Origin of the sequence: Peptostreptococcus russellii (assembly GCF_900110295.1) — a bacterium.
Lineage (GTDB): Bacteria > Bacillota > Clostridia > Peptostreptococcales > Peptostreptococcaceae > Peptostreptococcus > Peptostreptococcus russellii_A.
Genome location: NZ_FODF01000001.1, coordinates 85308 through 103302 on the forward strand (window position 1 = coordinate 85308; position 17995 = coordinate 103302).

Genomic DNA, 17995 nt, shown 5'->3' on the forward strand with positions numbered 1-17995 from the left:
AATGAGGTGTTTTAATATGTATAGTAAAGTAAAAGAGAGTGTAGATTATATTAACAAGAAGATTGAAAAGAAACCAGAAATTGCATTAATTCTAGGTTCAGGATTAGGTGATTTAGCCGAAGAAATAGAAAATCCTACAATAATTTCTTACAAGGATATACCACATTTTAAGGTATCAGAAGTAGTAGGACATAAGAGTCAGCTTGTAATAGGTGATTTTTGTGGAAAGTGCGTTTTAGTAATGCAAGGAAGATTCCATTATTATGAAGGATATTCTCAGGCAGAGATAACTTATCCTATAAGGGTATTTAAAGAAATGGGAATAAATAAGTTGTTGGTAACAAATGCAGCAGGTGGAGCAAATAAGAGTTACAAACCAGGAGATCTTATGATTATAAAGGATCATATAAACTTCAGCGGTTCTAATCCACTTATTGGACCAAATGATGATAGATTTGGTGCAAGATTCCCCGATATGTCAGAAGCCTACTCAAAGGCTGGTAGAAAGCTTATAGGAGAATGTGCAGAAGAATTATCAATAAAGGTTCAGGAAGGCGTATATATGTTCTTCTCTGGACCAAACTATGAAACTCCTGCAGAAGTTAGAATGGCTTCAATACTTGGTGGAGATGCAGTAGGTATGTCAACAGTTCCAGAAGTAATAGTTGCAAATCATAGTAATATGGAAGTATTTGGTATATCTTGTATAACAAATATGGCGGCAGGTATACTTGACCAACCTCTAAACCATGAAGAAGTAATTGAAACTACTACAAGAGTAAAATCTGATTTCTCAGGATTAGTTAAGAAGTTCATAGAAAGAGTATAGTTTTAAATAGTATAGTTTGAAAGGAATGGGCCAGTGAGTAAAAAGAAGACGCAACCTAAAAAACGTAAAAAGAAACTTAGAGTGGGAAGACTACTTATAGTTCTTGTTTTAGTTATAGGTATTGCAGCCGGAATAGGAAATATTTATTACAGAAGTGCTTCAAAGGCAGTAGATCCTAAGTCTCAGAAAACTGTAATAGTAGAAATACCTGAAGGCTCTACGGCTAAAAAAATTGCTGCAATACTAAAAGAAAAAGATTTAATTAAAAATAAAAGAGTCTTTGTGAGCAATGTTAAAAATACTGACAAAGCAGAAAAAGTTAAAGCAGGAAAATATAAATTTTCTCAAAGCATGAATAATGACCAAATTATAGACAAGCTTATAAAAGGGCAAATTTATCAAGATGGTATAAAAGTTACAATACCTGAAGGTAGTGTATCTACTGAGGTGGTAGATGCTCTTGTTAAAAAGGGACTTGGAAAAAGGGAAACATATGTAAAGTTATTTAGAGACCCTAAACAGTTTTCAGATAAATACAAATTCCTTAATGATAAGAGAATAGTTACACTTGAAGGTTTCCTTTACCCTGAAACATACTTTTTCAAAAAAGGTACAAGTGAAAAAGAAGTTTTTGACAAGATGCTAAGTGAGTTCGAAAAAAAGTATAATAGTAAGGTTAAGGCTAGCGTAGAAAAGAATAAACTCAATTTTTATGACACTGTTATAATGGCTTCTATTGTTGAAAAAGAAGCTATTAAAGATAGTGAAAGAGATAGAATAGCAGGTGTATTTTATAATAGACTTGATAAAAAAATGAGATTACAATCAGACGCAGTTCTTCAGTATGCTTTGCCTGAGCGTAAAAGTAGAGTTATGTATAAAGATTTGAAGATAGAATCTCCATACAATCTTTATCTACATGATGGTTTACCACCTACACCTGTAGCAAATCCTGGTATAAAATCCTTGCTGGCGGCTGCAAATCCGGAAAAAACAGACTACTTATATTTTGTAACAGGAACAGATGGAGAGAACTATTATAGCAAGACTTTTGAAGAACACAAAGTACATGCAGATAAGTATCGTAAAGAACTTGATGAACAAGAAAAAGCAAAAAAAGAAAAAGTTAAACAAGAAAAAGAAAAATAACAGACTGAAAATAACGGGGAAAGTTTACTTTCCCTGTTTTTTAGGAAAAAAATAGTTGAGCATTTTGGTCATTAAACGTATAATAAATAGGTTAGTTAATTTTTATAGAAGGTGATAAAATGAGTAATATAGTATATGATGTAGTGGAAGATTATATCAGAGAAACACTTGAACAAAATACAGGACAAATAAGAGAAATGGAATTATATGCTGAAGAAAACAGTGTTCCAATAATACATAAAGAAGTAGCTGAGTTATTAAAGGTTATTTTAAAAATTCATAGACCAAAGAGAATACTTGAAATAGGTTGTGCTATAGGTTATTCATCTATTCTTTTCTCATCTATTTTAGATAATGATGTTGAGATAATCACAACAGAAAGAAATCCAGTAATGCTTGAAAAAGCAGTAGAAAATATAAAAAAAGCAGGATTAGAAGATAAAATAAAGATACTTGTGGGAGATGCACAAGAAACTTTAAAGGATATAGATGGCGAGTTTGACATGATATTTATAGATGCAGCTAAAGGTCAGTACAAGATGTTTTTCGACATGGTTATCGACAAGTTAAAGGTTGATGGTTTGGTCATATCAGATAATATTTTATATAAAGGTATGATTGCAAGTGATGATTTAGTGGTAAGAAGAAAAAAGACGATAGTAAAAAGAATGAGAGATTATCTTGACTATATTTGTCAGTCTGATTATTTAGATACATCTATAATACCTATAGGTGATGGATTAGCAATTAGTTATAAAAAATCAGAAAGTAAATAAAAGAGTTTTAATTTGAAAGGAGAAAAAATGAATAAAGTAGAATTACTAGCTCCTGCAGGAGATTTAGAGAGATTAAAAATTGCTTTTGAGTACGGAGCAGATGCAGTATATCTTGGTGGAGAAAACTTTGGTATGAGAACAGCTGCAAAGAACTTTAGTATAGAAGATATTAAGGAAGGTGCTGACTTTGCACATGAGAGAGGTAAAAAGATATTTGTAACTGTAAATATAATACCTCATAATGAAGATTTTGAAGGTTTTGAAGAATACCTTCTAGATTTGGAAAAGGCTGGAGTTGATGCTCTTATTGCATCAGATCCAGGAGTAATAGATGTAATAAAAGAAACTATTCCGAATATGGAAATACACCTTAGTACACAGGCAAACACAACAAATTATAAGAGTGCAAATTTCTGGTACAAGCAAGGTGTAAAGAGAGTTGTTATAGCTAGAGAGCTTTCATTCAAGGAGATAAAGGAAATAAGAGATAATGTTCCTCAGGATCTTGACATAGAAGCCTTTATGCATGGTGCAATGTGTATATCATATTCAGGAAGATGTCTAATCAGCAATTACATGACTGGAAGAGACGCAAATAGAGGTTCTTGTGCACAATCTTGTAGATGGAAGTATAGTCTTATGGAAGAAAAAAGACCTGGTGAATATTTCCCAGTGTATGAAGATGATAGAGGAACTTTCTTCTTCAACTCAAAAGACCTTTGCATGATTGAATATGTACCAGAACTTATAGAATCAGGTATAACAAGTTTAAAAATAGAAGGAAGAATGAAGACAGCATATTATGTTGCTACTGTCGTTAGAGCATACAGAATGGCTATAGATGAGTATTATAAAGATCCTGAAAATTGGAAGTTTAATCCAATGTGGCTTAAAGAACTAAAAAAAGGTAGTCATAGACACTTTACTACTGGATTTTACAATGACAAGCCTGGAACAGAAGAACAGAACTATGCATCTGCGTCATATGTAAGAAATTATGATTTTGTGGGTATAGTTTTAGAAGATGCAGATGAAAATGGTCTTGTAACAGTAGAACAGAGAAATAAGATGGTTATAGGGGATGAAATAGAAATAATGGGGCCTTATACTGAAACAATGACAACAACAATAACAGAAATGTATAATGAAGATGGAGAAGCAATAGAAGCGGCTCCTCATCCAAGACAGATTGTTAAGATGAAGCTTCCTAAGGAAGTAAAGACAAACTTTATGTTGAGAAAAGCAATAGAAGAAAAATAAATTAATAAAAAGACATTATAATCACGAGATGGTTTATAATGTCTTTTTTTATGCCTATATTAAAAATAGATAGAAAAGTTTATAGCTTGAAAATAAACAATAATAAGGAGGATTTTATTGAGAAGAAAGGGAAGTATAGGCATGGATGTTATTTTTTCTATTATGCTAACTTTAACGATAATAATATTTGTTGAAGCTTCGGTAAAGAATTCAGAAACAATATCCAAAAAAATGGACAATAGGCAGTTTACAAAGAGAATTTTAATAGATGAAGCAGAGAAAGAAAAAGGTATTATTTCCAGCTATGAAGGAGAGTTAGATAATCTAAGTGAAAAAGTAAGTTACAAAGATGGGAAATATGAAATAGAAAAAAACAGGAAAGTTTTAGATGCTAGATTTGGATACATACGTAGTCAAATCACAGTAAAAAATAATGCTACGGTAAAAAAGATTAAGGTATACAGTATTTTAGGAGAAGATGATTAATTTGAAAATTATAGTTTTTAAAAAAAGAAAAGCCTACATATCTATGAATATTTTATCATTGTTTATTTTTATCAGTTTAATATTTTCAAGTATATTTTTAATTGAAAAAAACACAGCGAGTTTTCTAAATGAAAATGCAGAGGCAATAAAGGCTGACTATATTTCAGAGCAAGCACTTAAAGTTGTGGAAATAAATTTTTATAAGGCAATAGAAAATTCTTTTTATGAATCTAGCAATGAAGATGAGTTTTTCTCATTGATGTCTTCTGTTAGTGGAAAAGAGTTTTACAAAGCAAAGGATATGATTTATTATAGTCTTCCCAATGTAGAAATTGAAATTTTAGGCGAAAATCAAAAAAGCCAGATTTCTGATGACAAAAGATATATGGATTTTATTATGCAGATAGTATACAAGGATGATAACTATATAAGAAATTATATAAAAAAAGCAAGAGTATTTAATCCATATAAAAAGATTCAAGCAGGAGATAAAAAACATAAGGATATAAGTTGTGAGGATTTGAAGACACTTTTTAAATATATAAAATAGGAGCTAGTATGAAAAGAAAAGGATATACTCTTTTAGAAATGGTAATTTCAGTTTCCCTTATAGGAATTATAGTTTTAATTTCCATACCTAGATTTAAAAGTAGAAATTTGAAATATGAAGAATTTATATTTGAATTAAAAAGTGATTTGAGGAATATAGGTTTGGCATCAAATAGTCGAAGAAATATTTATAAAATTGTATTTACAAGTCATGGATATAAAATATATAAGGATTCTAATAAAATAAAGTCTAGGAATTGCAAAAAGGGGATGCAAATTTTTAGTATGGAAAATAAAATAATATATTCAAGAAAATCAAGATCAGGTTCTCCTGAAAAAGGAAGAAGCATCTATGTGCTAGACAATAGTTCAAAAAAAATAGAAAGGATAACGATTATGCTTGCAAGCGGAAGAGTAAAATCTTATTCAGAAGACTATAATAGCAATGTGATTAATAAAAATAATAAAATAATTATAAAGGATAGAGAATAAAAAGTAGATTTAAAATTATAGACAAGATAAAGTTTAAAAGAAAACTGGTGATTAACTTTGAAAACAAATAGAGGTAGTATTTTTTTAGAAACAGTAATATATATAAATATATCTATAGTTATTTTATTTTTAATATATTCAATAGTGTACCTTTCTTTGGAAGTATATAGGAAAAATATGGCTATGTGTGAAATGAAAGAGATTTCTGAGGTGGTAGAGGATAGAATAAGATATGAAATTAAAAACTCTATGGGGATAGATTCTATAAAAACACTTTCTTTGGAAACATCAGATCAAGAATATACTAAAAATGGTTATAGCAAGGTAAGTAAAATATTATATACTTCTAACAAAATAGATGATATTAAAAATGACAATGTATTAAATTGGGGAGAAAGAAAAAATATATCTATAAAAAGAAATAATATCTATGTTGGAAGGTTAGGTGAATACCAAATAGGCAATTATGTGAAAAATCTATATGTAAAAGAAAAAAATATTAACAAAAAAACAGTAATATGCTTTATAATAGTATATAAAATAGAAAAATATAAATATGTAAGTAGTTTTTATGTATATATTTAATAGAATACATTTGTTTTTGAAGTAATTTAAGATTAGAATTGCAAATAGCTTATAATTGACTTGTAAAAATCTTCAAAAAGTGGTATGATAATAAAAGAAGATATTTTATGTGGGATGTGAGGCATTATATTGGCTCACATTTTTTATGCAAATTTTTTATAAGGCTTGAAGTTATTTTTCAAGCCATTTACAATTGAATATATGGAGGTGTTAGTTATGAAAAAAAATACTGCACAGAGAGTTGAAGAACTTGCTCAGCCGATAATTGATGAGCTGGGATACGAACTGGTAGATGTAGAATTTGTAAAAGAAGCAGGAATGCACTACTTGAGAGTAATACTTGATGATGAGAATGGCATAGGATTAGATGAATGCGAAAAAGTGAGTAGATTATTAAGTCCACAACTTGATGAAAAGAACTTTATAGAAGAAAATTACTTTTTAGAAGTATGTTCACCAGGAATTGATAGGGTGTTAAAGAGAGATAAGGAATTTTCAAAGTATGCTGGAAAGCAAGTGGATGTTAAATTATATAAAAATGATGAAGAACTAAAGACTAAACAATTCGAAGCCACTTTATCAGGTTTAGATGAAGATGGGAATGTAGTCTTATTAGTAGATGGAAACGAAAAGAAATTAACTAGAAAAGAAATAGCACAGATACGTCTGTCAGTTGTATTTTAAGTAATGGAGGAAGAAAAATGAATACAGAATTTATTCAAGCTCTTGATGAACTTGTAAAAGATAGGGGAATAGACAGAGATGTTTTATTAGAAACAATAGAACAAGCATTAATATCAGCATACAAGAAAAACTTCGGATCAGCTCAGAATGTTAGAGTAGACCTTGACAGAGAAAATGGAGAAATCAAGGTGTATTCTCAGAGAACAGTTGTTGATGAATCAGATCTTTATGACAATTTCCTTGAAATAGAACTTGATGAGGCAAGAGCAATTAGTCCGAACTATGAGCTTGGAGATATAGTAGAACATGAAGTAACTCCTAGAGATTTCGGAAGAATAGCAGCTCAAACAGCTAAGCAGATAGTTGTTCAGAAGATAAGAGAAGCTGAAAGAGAAAAAACTTACAATGAATTTGTTGAAAAACAAGATGAGCTTGTTACTGGAGAAATTTCAAGAATATCTCACAGAGATGACAAGCAAATAGTATTTGCTCAGGTAGGAAAAGGAGAAGGAATACTTCTTCAAAGTGAACAGATACCTGGTGAAGAATACACTATAGGAAAGATGATGAAATTCTACGTAGTAGAGGTAAATAAGACAAATAAGAATCCTCAGATTGTTTTATCAAGAAGCAACTACGGACTTGTTAAGAGATTATTTGAAATGGAAGTTCCTGAAATACAGGCAGGTATAGTGCAGATAAAGTCTATATCAAGAGAAGCTGGTTCAAGAACAAAGATGGCTGTTAAGTCAGTAGATCCTAAAATCGATCCAATCGGTGCTTGTGTAGGTACTCAGGGGTCAAGAGTAAGAAACATAGTTGAAGAATTAGGCGATGAAAAAATAGATATAGTAAAATATAGTGATGATATTAGTGAATTTGTAGAAGCTGCACTTAGTCCATCTAAGGTTACTGAAGTATTTGTAAATGAAAAGGAAAAGTCAGCAGTTGTTATAGTTCCAGACTATCAGCTATCACTTGCAATAGGTAAGGAAGGTCAAAATGCTAGACTTGCTGCAAGACTTACTAACTGGAAGATAGATATCAAGCCAGAGTCAGATTTCAGTGACTCAGATAGAGAAAAACTTCTTGCAAAGATTGCAGAAGATGATAAGACTTTAGAAGAAGAAAAAGAAGCAGCAATATTAGAAGCAGAAGCTATGGCTGCTGTGCAAGAAGCTGAAGTTGAACTTGATGAAATAGAAGAAAACATAGAAAATCTTGAAGAATTTGTCGATGAAGCAATAGATGAATTAATCGAAGAAGACTTTGAAGATGAAGAAAACTTTGATGATGAAGACTTTGAAGTTGAAGATTCAAAGGACGAAGAGTAATATATTTATAGGAGGTCTTAAATGAATAAAGTAAAAAAGACACCTCAAAGAAAATGTATTGCCTGCCAAGAAAGAGGAGACAAAAAAAGTTTAATTAGAATTGTAAAGAACAAGGAAAATGAAATTTTTCTTGATGAGTCTGGAAGAGCTAATGGAAGAGGCGCTTATGTATGTGCCAATTCAGAATGCCTTACAAAAGCTATAAAAAGTAAGGCTCTCAATAGAGCTTTTAAGATGAATGTTGAAGATGAAGTTTACAATCATTTAATAGATGAACTAGAAACAATGAAAAAGACTGAAGAAAGCGAGTAAGGATTATGGATAATAAAAAGATATATTCATGGCTAGGACTTGCAATGAGGTCAGGAAATCTTGTATCAGGCGATGATACAACTTTGAGAGAGGTAAAAAAGAAGCGTGTAAAGCTTGTTATAATAGCAAGTGACGCATCTAAAAATACGAAGAAATTATTTACAGATAAATGCAGCTTTAGAAGTATAGCACACTATGAATTCGGTGAGAAAAACGAACTGGGAAGAGCTATCGGAAAGAGCCCGAGAGCTGTATTGGGAATAGTTGATGAGAATATTGCAAAACAGATTAAAAATCTGCTTGAAAGTCAGTGTTCACAGTAGGGCTTATATTTAGGAGGTGTTGTTTATGTCTAGAACTAGCATAAAGCATATAGCCGAAGATTATAACATGAGTGAAAAAGAACTTATGGGAAAAATTAATGACTTTGGTATTGAGACAATTGATAACGAATATGTAGAAGGAGAAAATCTTGAACTTCTAGTAGAGATGTTAAATGAAGAAATAAGAGAAGCAAAGGGAAATGTAATTGAAGTAGACAATAAGATTACAGTACAGGATTTATCTACTAAACTTGGTAAATCTGCTTCTGAAATAATAATGCAGCTTATGAAAATGGGTACAATGGCTACAATTAACCAGGAAATAAGCTTTGATATAGCAGCATTAATATGTAATGAATTAGGCTATACATTAATTAAGAATGAAAGTTCAGAAATAGAAGAACTTGAAATAGAAGCTTTAATGGATATAGAAGAAGATGATGAAAAGGACCTTATGCCAAGACCACCCGTTGTTACTGTTATGGGACACGTTGACCATGGTAAGACATCTCTTCTTGATGCAATAAGAGATTCAAATGTTACATCAGGAGAAGCAGGCGGAATAACTCAGCATATAGGTGCTTCTGAAGTAATGATAAACGGACAAAAGATAGTTCTTCTTGATACACCAGGGCATGAAGCCTTTACATCAATGAGAGCTAGAGGTGCACAGGTTACAGATATAGCTATACTTGTTGTTGCAGCTGATGATGGTATAATGCCTCAGACAGTAGAAGCTATAAATCACGCTAAGGCAGCTAATGTACCAATAATAGTTGCTATAAATAAGATAGACAAGCCTGGAGCAAGTCCTGATAAGGTAAAGCAGGAGTTGGCAGATCAGGGGCTTTTAGTTGAAGACTGGGGTGGAGATGTAATCTCTGTAGAAGTTTCAGCTAAGAAGAGAATAAATATAGAAAACCTTCTTGAAATGGTTCTTCTTGTTGCAGAAGTAGAAGAACTAAAGGCTAATCCAAATAAGAGAGCTGTCGGAACAGTTATAGAAGCCGAACTTGACAAGGGAAGAGGTCCAGTTGCCACAGTTCTTGTACAGGGTGGTACTCTAAGAGTTGGAGATCCTATTGTTGCTGGTGTTGCAAGTGGTAAGGTAAGAGCCATGATTAACTACAAGGGTAAGAGAGTTAAGCAGGCAGGTCCTTCAACAGCAGTTGAAATACTAGGTTTATCTGATGTTCCATCTGGTGGAGATCAGTTCGTAGAAGTTCCAAGTGATAAGACTGCAAGATTGATTGCTGAAAAGAGACAAGAAATGCAGAGAGAAGAAATGCTAAAGGCAAGTTCAAAAATTTCACTTGACGACTTATTTGAACAAATGAGCGAAGGTAAAGTAAAGGATCTTAATATAGTAATAAAGGCTGATGTACAGGGATCTGTACAGGCAGTAAAGCAGAGTTTGGAAAGATTATCAAATGATGAAGTACAGATTAAGGTAATACATGGTGGCGTTGGTGCTATCACTGAATCAGATGTTTTATTGGCATCTGCATCAAATGCTATCATAATAGGGTTTAATGTTAGACCGGTTGCTGGAGCTGAGCAGTTAGCTGAAAAGGAAACAGTTGATATTAGAACATATACAATAATATACAAGGCAATAGAAGATATGAAGGCTGCTATGAGTGGTATGCTTGACCCAGAATATGTTGATGAAGATACTGGTAAGGTAGAAATAAGAGAAACATATAAGATTTCTGGAATAGGTACTATAGCAGGTGCATATGTTATTTCAGGAAAGATATACAGAAACTGTAAGGTTAGAATTGTTAGAGATGGTATAATTATACATGAGGGAGAACTTGCATCACTTAGAAGATTTAAAGATGATGTCAAGGAAGTTGCTCAGGGATTTGAATGTGGTCTAGGTATTGTGAACTACAATGATATTAAGGTTGGAGATATAGTCGAAGGCTATATTACAAAGGAAGTTGAAAGAACAATAGACTAATTACATTTCTATTTTAATTAAGAAAGAGGTGTATTTAAATGGCTTCAAATAGAATAAAGAGAATAAGTGAAGAGGTTAAAAAAGTTATAAGTACAATGCTTATAAACGGAATTAAGGATCCAAGAATAACATCTATGATAAGTGTTACAGAAGTAGAGGTTACCAATGACCTAAGATATGCTTTTGTATATATCAGTATGTTGGCTGGAGATAAAGAAGAATCTCTTGCAGGACTTAATAGTGCAAGAGGATACATAAGAAGAGAAGTAGGAAAAGCTGTCAAATTGAGATACGTTCCAGAAATAATCTTCAAGATAGATGACTCCATAGAAAAGGGAATGTATATGGATGAACTAATAAAGAGTGTAAACTCTAAAAATGATTAGTTTTAATAAACTAGAGATATTATAGTGAGATAATTTATATTTTGCTGTATAATAGATGATGTCAGTATTTCTTACTGACATCATTTTTATTTTTATGAAGAGGATGTGATTTAATGAATAGATTTACTAAAGAAATTGATAAGATACTTGAGTATATACAGTCAAACGACGATAAATTCTTAGTATCATCTCATGTAAGTCCAGACGGAGATAATATAGGGTCTTCCCTTTCAATATACAGTTTTTTGAAAAAATTAGGTAAAGATGTTGTCTATGTATTAGATGATGAATATCCTAAGAATTTATCATTTTTATACGATGAAAATATAAAAATGACTTCTAAAGATATAGATCAAAAAGAAAAATATACTGTAATTGCATTAGATGCAGGCGATTATTCGAGAATATGCGTTGATGATAAAATATTAGAAAATGCAAAAGGAATAATATGCATAGATCATCATATAACAAATGGAGATTATGGATTTTTAAAATATGTAGACACAGAAGAGTCATCTACTTGTGAGCTAGTATATAATATAATTATGAGATATGAATGTATAACAGACAATAAGATTATAGATGAGAATATAGCTACATATCTTTATACGGGACTTATAACTGATACAGGTAATTTCCAGTATTCAAATACGAGAGAATCCTCTTTTATAATGGCTGCAGAATTGATGTCTAGAGGGGCAAAAAAGAATTTAATTGTAGAAAAATTATTCCAAAATAACTCAGTTAATTTTTATAAGCTTCTAGGAGAGGCTCTAAATGGTCTTGAAATTATACAGTCACAGATATGTATAATAGCTGTTGCAAAAGAGTCTATGGACAAGTATGAAGTGGAATACGGTGATATAGATGCTATTACTCCATATACAAGAGATATAGAAGGGGTAGAACTTGGAATATTTGTAAAAGAAAAAGAAATTGGAGAAATAAAGGTAAGTTTCCGCTCAAAGAATTATGTAGATTGTTCTAAACTTGCATCTGAGTTTTCTGGTGGAGGTCATAAGAGGGCAGCTGGTTGTACAATAAAAGACTTAGATGTAGAATTAGCAAAGAAAATGCTTATAGAAAAGGCTATAGGGTATTTAAAATAAAGAGTATAAATAAAGTTTTAGAAGGAAGGAATTTAATGGATAGAATCTTTAATATAAATAAACCGACTGGAATGACTTCTCATGATGTTGTCTACAAGGTCAGAAAAATACTTAAAACAAAAAAAGTAGGTCATACAGGAACGCTTGATCCAGATGCACAGGGAGTCTTGCCTATATGCGTAGGAAGGGCAACTAAAATTAGCGACCTTATACTTAATAAAGAAAAAGAGTATATATGTGAATTGATTCTTGGAATTGAAACTGACACCTATGATAGCTCAGGTGAAATTTTAAAAGAATGTGATGTGAGGCATATTAAAGAAGAAGATGTCAAAAAGGCAATCGATTCACAATTAGGAGATATAATGCAGTATCCTCCAATCTATTCTGCTTTAAAAGTCAATGGGAAGAAAATGTGTGATCTTGCAAGAAGTGGTCGAGCCGATGAAATAGAGATTAAGGCAAGACCAGTAAGGATAAACTTTATAGAAATACTAAATATGGATATACCTAAAGTTAAAATAAGAGTTAGTTGTAGCAAGGGCACATATGTAAGAAGTATTTGCCATGATATAGGAGCTGTATTAGGTGTTGGTGCTTCTATGTCATATCTTCAGAGAACAAAGAGTGGAATATTCGATATAGAAAGAGCAATAACTCTTGAAGAATTAGAGAAATATAGGGATGAAAACAGACTAATGGAAGTTAGTTATTCAGTAGAAGAAGTTTTAATGGAGTTTCCTTACTTGATTCTACATGAAAATGCAGTGAAATATTATTCAAATGGTGGTAAAATAGAAGAAAGAAGGTTTATAGAAGGAAACTATAAAGATTCTTTATCTAAAAGGGTAAGAGTATATTCCAATGAAAAGGAATTTATAGGTGTTGGAATATTAAATAAAGAAGATAAAGATTTAATGGTAAAGAGTGAAAAAATATTCAAATTAGGATAATGGTGATATTATGAAAGTATACAAAAACTTGGATGATATAGATTTTCCTTTTGATACTTGTGTCACTATAGGAAATTTTGACGGTGTTCATAAGGGTCATCAGACATTGATAAATAAAACGATAAAATATTCCAGGGAAAATAATTTAAAAAGTGTAGTTTTTACATTCTCTAATCATCCAGTTAATTATTTCAAACCTGGACACGTAAAAAATATTATTTCGTATAAAGAAAAGTATGAAGTTATAGAAAGAATGGGTGTTGATATATATATTTCAATACCATTTGATGAAAGTATGACTCAGATATCTGCAGAAGATTATGTAAGTAAGATTCTTGTAGAAAAGCTTCATGTAAAGAAGATTGTTATAGGTCATGATTTTACTTTTGCAAGACAAAGAGAAGGTAACCCAGAAGTTTTAAAAGAATTGGCGAAAAAGAATAATTTTGATGTTGAAGTGGTAGATCCTGTTATTATGGAAGGCAGAAGGATAAGTTCTACTGATATAAGAAGGGCTATTACAGAAGGCGATGTAGTAGAGGCAGAAGAGCTTTTAGGGAGATATTTTGCAGTAGAAGGAGAAGTTATTAAAGGAAGACAAATTGGGAGAAAACTTGGATTTCCAACTGCAAATATTCAATATGATAATAATATGGTGATACCTCAAATAGGTATATATGCGACTTTTGCTGTTATAGATGGCGAAGTTTATTGTGGTGCCACTAGTATTGGTACTAACCCTACTGTAAATGGCAAAAATTTAAGCATTGAGACTTATATTTTAGACTTTGATGAAAATATCTATGGAAAAGATATGAGGGTTGAATTTATTGAAAAAATGAGAGATGAGATAAAATTTGACGGTGTGGAAGGTCTAAAACTGCAACTTGAAAAAGATACAAAATATGTAAAAGAAAATTATTTCGAGATTTTGAATAAAAATAATAATATTTCAGGTGATTATAAAGTAGTAATAGAAAATATTAGAAAGCAAATCGAGTCAAAAAAGTAAAATTATTTTCTTGAAGAGAAAAGATAACTATGTTATAATGATTAAGGTTGAAACCTAAGCTCAGCTTTCGAGTCTCCATTCAAAGCTTAGCTTTAGGCGATTATAAATTTTAGGAGGAAAAAATGATAAACAAAGAACAAATAATCAAGGATTTTGGAAGAAAAGAAGGAGATACTGGTTCTCCAGAAGTACAGATAGCTTTATTAACAGCTAGAATTAACGAATTAAATGAACATTTAAAGGTTCACAAGAAGGATCACCATTCAAGAAGAGGTCTTTTAAAGATGGTTGGTAGAAGAAGAAATCTATTAACTTACTTAAAGAGACATGATCTTGAAGGATACAGAGCTTTAATAGCTAAGTTAGGACTAAGAAAATAATTCTTTTTAAGCAGATATGATTTATTTCATATCTGCTTTGTTTTATAATTTATGAAAAAGCTTTTGTTATCATTTTCCATATAAATCTATTTTTATATTGTAAAATGTGATAAAATGTTTTTATAGTGTGTTGAATAAAAATCCCACTAATGATGCTTTTAAATAATAAGAGAGACATGAAAAATTCTGTAAATAATATCCCTATCTAATAAATAGAGCTATTATTTACAGAAAAATTTCAAGGTCTTGAGGCTAATTATTAGTTGGATAAAGACACATTGATATTAGAACTATTTTATAAAAGATAGAAGAAGTTAGGAGGTACTACTTTGGACATAAAATTAATATGTGACAGTTTATGTGATATTCCTGAAGAAATTCAGAAAAAGGAATACCTTGAGGTTATCCCTTTGACTCTTATAATGGATGGCAAGGAATATAAAGATGGTGTCGATATAACAAAGGAAGAATTTTATGATGTCGTTTTAAAGTCTGGAGAAATTCCAAAGACTTCTCAAGCAACATATATGCAGTTCAAAGAAGCTTTCGAAGCCGGAGTTAAAGAAGGTAAGGACATACTTTGTTTGACTGGTGCGTCATCTGCGACCGGTACATTCCAAAGTGCAATGTTAGCAAAAGGTGATATGGAAGAAGGAAATATCCATGTATTTGATACAGAAAACTTATCTCTTGGTGCAGGTCAGTTTGTAATTCGTGCGTGTGATATGTTAGAAGAAGGATTAAGTGTTGAAGAAACAGTTGAAAAATTAGATTCTTTAAGAGATAGCGTGAGTATATTATTTGCTCCAGCATCTTTTGATTTTCTTAAAAAGAGTGGAAGAGTTCCACTTACAACTGCAATAATCGGAAATATGCTTAACATAAAACCTATTTTCAAAATGGAAAGAGGTAAAATAAGCTTAGTAACAAAGGTAAGGGGTATAAAGAAGCTTGTTTCAAAGCTTGTTGAACTTACAATTGAAAACAATAGTGAGAGCCTATCAGATCTTACGGTTACTATGGGGCATGGATGCAATTTAGATGACTTTGAAAAGCTTAAAAAAGAAGTAGACGATAAGTTAAAAGACAAAGTAAAGAAAATAATGATTACAAAGGGTGGAGTTTGCATATGCTCACATACAGGCCCAGATATAATTGCAATCAGTTATTCAAAGTAATACAAACAAGGAGGAAGCTATGTTCGAACATAGAATATTTGAAACAGAATTAGCTGGTAGAAAACTATCAGTTGAAATAGGAAAGATTTGTGAAATGACAAATGGTAACTGTATTATAAGATACGGTGACACAATGCTAATGGTAAATGTAACAAAGTCAGCAGAACCGAGAGATGGGGTTGACTTTTTCCCTCTTAGCGTTGATTTTGAAGAAAAGTTATATTCAGTAGGTAAAATACCTGGTGGATTCTTAAAGAGAGAAGGGAAACCATCAGAAAAGGCTATACTTACATCAAGACTTATAGATAGACCTTTGAGACCACTTTTCCCAGAAGGATTTAGAAACGATGTACAGGTAGTAGCTACAGTATTATCTGTGGATCAAGATTGTACTCCTGATATTGTTGCAATGATAGGATCTTCTATATCTTTATCAATATCTGATATTCCTTTTAATGGACCAACAGGATCAGTTCTTGTAGGACGTGTAGACGGTGAATTTGTTGCAAATCCAAATCAGGAACAAAGAGAAAACAGTGATTTACACCTTGTAGTATCTGGTACTAAAGATGCCATCATGATGGTTGAAGCCGGTGCTGAAGAAGTGGACGAAAGTGTTGTTCTTGAAGGTATATTATTTGCACATGAAGAAATAAAGAAGATAGTTGCATTTATTGAAGATATAGTAGATGAAGTAGGTCATGAAAAGTGTCAGGTAGAACTTCACTTACCATCAGAAGAAATGACAAAGCTTGTAAATGATTTTGCAAGAGAAAAGATGCGTGAAGCAGTAAAGACTCCTGAAAAGATGGAAAGAACAGCAAAGATGGATGCAGTAAGTGCTGAAACTCTTGAACATTTTGAAGCTGAGCTTGAAAACTTTGAAGAAGTAGCTGGAGATATAGAAGATGTACTTCATGATATCATCAAGGATGAAGTTAGAAGTCTTATAGTTGATGACAATGTAAGACCAGATAATAGAGCTCTTGATGAAATAAGACCTATATGGTGTGAAACAGGTATGATACCAAGAACTCATGGTTCTTCAATATTTACTAGAGGTCAGACTCAGGTACTTAATGTAACTACTTTAGGTGCTTTGGGAGATGTTCAGAAGCTTGATGGATTAGATGAAGAAGAAGCAAAGAGATATATGCATCACTATAACTTCCCATCATATTCAGTTGGTGAAACAAGACCTTCAAGAGGACCTGGAAGAAGAGAAATAGGACATGGTGCACTTGCCGAAAGAGCCTTGTTACCAGTAATACCTTCACAGGAAGACTTCCCATATGCAATAAGACTTGTATCTGAAGTACTTAGCTCAAACGGTTCAACTTCACAGGCATCAGTATGTGCATCAACATTATCACTATTAGATGCTGGTGTTCCTATAAGAGATATGGTTGCCGGTATAGCAATGGGACTTATAAAGCACCACGATAAGGTGGCAGTTCTTTCAGACATACAGGGCATGGAAGACCATCTTGGAGATATGGACTTTAAGGTTGCAGGTACTGAACATGGTGTAACTGCTATACAGATGGACATAAAGATAGACGGTATAGATGAAGCTGTACTTAGACAGGCGTTAAAGCAGGCTAAGGAAGGTAGAATGCATATACTTGGAGAAATGAAGAAGGTAATATCTGAACCAAAGGATGAATTATCACCTTACGCTCCAAAGATTGTAAAGATGACAATTAATCCAGATAAGATAAGAGATGTAATAGGACCTGGTGGAAAGATGATCAATAAGATAATCGATGAAACTGGTGTTAAGATAGACATTGAACAGACTGGTCAGGTTTATATAGTAGGTGTTGAATCTGATATGATAGCTAAGGCTAAGGGAATAATAGAAGGCATTGTTGCAGAAGCTGAACCAGGAAAGATATATAAAGGTACTGTAACAAGAATAGAAAAGTTCGGTGCATTTGTGGAAATACTTCCAGGAAAGCAGGGACTTTTACATATTTCACAGATATCAAACAACAGAGTAAACAAGGTTGAAGATGTACTTGCTATAGGTGATGTTATTGATGTATTAGTAACTGAAATAGATGACAAGGATAGAATAAATCTTTCTGTAAAGGCAATATCAAATAAATAATACAATATTTATAAATACAGCACTGGAGTTAATATATTTCAGTGCTGTTCTTTTGTAAAGGATAATTTTAATTAAAGAGTATTTTTTAAGCCAGCTTTTGGACAGTTCTAAAAACTGGC

20 protein-coding genes are annotated in these 17995 nt (G+C 31.9%); all 20 read left to right on the plus strand.

Features of this window, described 5'->3' with window-relative positions; translation table 11 throughout:
• Positions 1-16 precede the first annotated feature (16 nt).
• The 20 genes from BMY82_RS00365 (at position 17) to pnp (ending at position 17876) form a co-directional block, all read left to right on the plus strand.
• Positions 17-829: a purine-nucleoside phosphorylase gene (locus BMY82_RS00365; RefSeq protein WP_091973008.1), complete on the plus strand. Its 813-nt coding sequence runs from the start codon at positions 17-19 to the stop codon at positions 827-829.
• Positions 830-862: 33 nt separating this feature from the next.
• A complete protein-coding gene (gene mltG, locus BMY82_RS00370) occupies positions 863-1978 on the plus strand; it encodes an endolytic transglycosylase MltG (RefSeq protein ID WP_091973011.1) in 1116 nt (371 codons plus the stop codon).
• A 119-nt stretch (positions 1979-2097) separates the two neighbouring features.
• Positions 2098-2754: an O-methyltransferase gene (locus BMY82_RS00375; RefSeq protein ID WP_091973014.1), complete on the plus strand. Its 657-nt coding sequence runs from the start codon at positions 2098-2100 to the stop codon at positions 2752-2754.
• A gap of 27 nt (positions 2755-2781) precedes the next feature.
• Positions 2782-4014, plus strand: coding sequence for a peptidase U32 family protein (locus BMY82_RS00380; protein ID WP_091973017.1), 1233 nt, complete (start codon positions 2782-2784; stop codon positions 4012-4014).
• 117 nt (positions 4015-4131) lie between these two features.
• A complete protein-coding gene (locus BMY82_RS00385) occupies positions 4132-4500 on the plus strand; it encodes a hypothetical protein (protein WP_091973020.1) in 369 nt (122 codons plus the stop codon).
• Positions 4493-5050 (plus strand): hypothetical protein, encoded by a 558-nt coding sequence (locus BMY82_RS00390; protein ID WP_091973024.1) that lies wholly within the window; start codon positions 4493-4495, stop codon positions 5048-5050. Before BMY82_RS00385 ends, BMY82_RS00390 begins: the two co-directional genes overlap by 8 nt.
• An 8-nt stretch (positions 5051-5058) precedes the next feature.
• Positions 5059-5541: a type II secretion system protein gene (locus BMY82_RS00395; protein WP_091973027.1), complete on the plus strand. Its 483-nt coding sequence runs from the start codon at positions 5059-5061 to the stop codon at positions 5539-5541.
• A gap of 177 nt (positions 5542-5718) precedes the next feature.
• Complete coding sequence (locus tag BMY82_RS00400; protein WP_180366690.1) at positions 5719-6126, plus strand: hypothetical protein; 408 nt, start codon at positions 5719-5721, stop codon at positions 6124-6126.
• Positions 6127-6342: 216 nt separating this feature from the next.
• Entirely contained in the window at positions 6343-6810 is a 468-nt protein-coding gene (rimP, locus tag BMY82_RS00405) for a ribosome maturation factor RimP (protein ID WP_091973033.1), read from the plus strand.
• Positions 6811-6827: 17 nt separating this feature from the next.
• Positions 6828-8144, plus strand: a complete 1317-nt coding sequence (gene nusA / locus BMY82_RS00410) for a transcription termination factor NusA (protein ID WP_091973035.1) — start codon at positions 6828-6830, stop codon at positions 8142-8144.
• 21 nt (positions 8145-8165) lie between these two features.
• Positions 8166-8456 carry an RNase P modulator RnpM gene (gene rnpM / locus BMY82_RS00415; RefSeq protein WP_091973039.1) on the plus strand — a complete coding sequence of 97 codons (291 nt, stop codon included), beginning with the start codon at positions 8166-8168 and terminating at the stop codon, positions 8454-8456.
• A 5-nt stretch (positions 8457-8461) separates the two neighbouring features.
• Positions 8462-8779 carry a L7Ae/L30e/S12e/Gadd45 family ribosomal protein gene (locus BMY82_RS00420; RefSeq protein WP_091973042.1) on the plus strand — a complete coding sequence of 106 codons (318 nt, stop codon included), beginning with the start codon at positions 8462-8464 and terminating at the stop codon, positions 8777-8779.
• A gap of 25 nt (positions 8780-8804) precedes the next feature.
• Positions 8805-10745 (plus strand): translation initiation factor IF-2, encoded by a 1941-nt coding sequence (gene infB, locus BMY82_RS00425; RefSeq protein ID WP_091973046.1) that lies wholly within the window; start codon positions 8805-8807, stop codon positions 10743-10745.
• Between the two features lie 38 nt (positions 10746-10783).
• The gene (gene rbfA, locus BMY82_RS00430; RefSeq protein WP_091973049.1) at positions 10784-11131 is read left to right on the plus strand and encodes a 30S ribosome-binding factor RbfA; all 348 of its coding nucleotides are present in this window, start codon (positions 10784-10786) and stop codon (positions 11129-11131) included.
• 113 nt (positions 11132-11244) lie between these two features.
• Positions 11245-12240, plus strand: a complete 996-nt coding sequence (locus tag BMY82_RS00435; protein ID WP_091973052.1) for a DHH family phosphoesterase — start codon at positions 11245-11247, stop codon at positions 12238-12240.
• Positions 12241-12275: 35 nt separating this feature from the next.
• Positions 12276-13193 carry a tRNA pseudouridine(55) synthase TruB gene (gene truB / locus BMY82_RS00440; protein ID WP_091973698.1) on the plus strand — a complete coding sequence of 306 codons (918 nt, stop codon included), beginning with the start codon at positions 12276-12278 and terminating at the stop codon, positions 13191-13193.
• A gap of 10 nt (positions 13194-13203) precedes the next feature.
• The gene (locus BMY82_RS00445) at positions 13204-14205 is read left to right on the plus strand and encodes a bifunctional riboflavin kinase/FAD synthetase (RefSeq protein WP_091973056.1); all 1002 of its coding nucleotides are present in this window, start codon (positions 13204-13206) and stop codon (positions 14203-14205) included.
• 122 nt (positions 14206-14327) lie between these two features.
• Complete coding sequence (rpsO, locus tag BMY82_RS00450) at positions 14328-14585, plus strand: 30S ribosomal protein S15 (protein ID WP_091973059.1); 258 nt, start codon at positions 14328-14330, stop codon at positions 14583-14585.
• A 329-nt stretch (positions 14586-14914) separates the two neighbouring features.
• Positions 14915-15763, plus strand: coding sequence for a DegV family protein (locus tag BMY82_RS00455; RefSeq protein WP_091973062.1), 849 nt, complete (start codon positions 14915-14917; stop codon positions 15761-15763).
• Positions 15764-15782: 19 nt separating this feature from the next.
• Positions 15783-17876: a polyribonucleotide nucleotidyltransferase gene (gene pnp, locus BMY82_RS00460; protein ID WP_091973065.1), complete on the plus strand. Its 2094-nt coding sequence runs from the start codon at positions 15783-15785 to the stop codon at positions 17874-17876.
• Positions 17877-17995 lie beyond the last annotated feature (119 nt).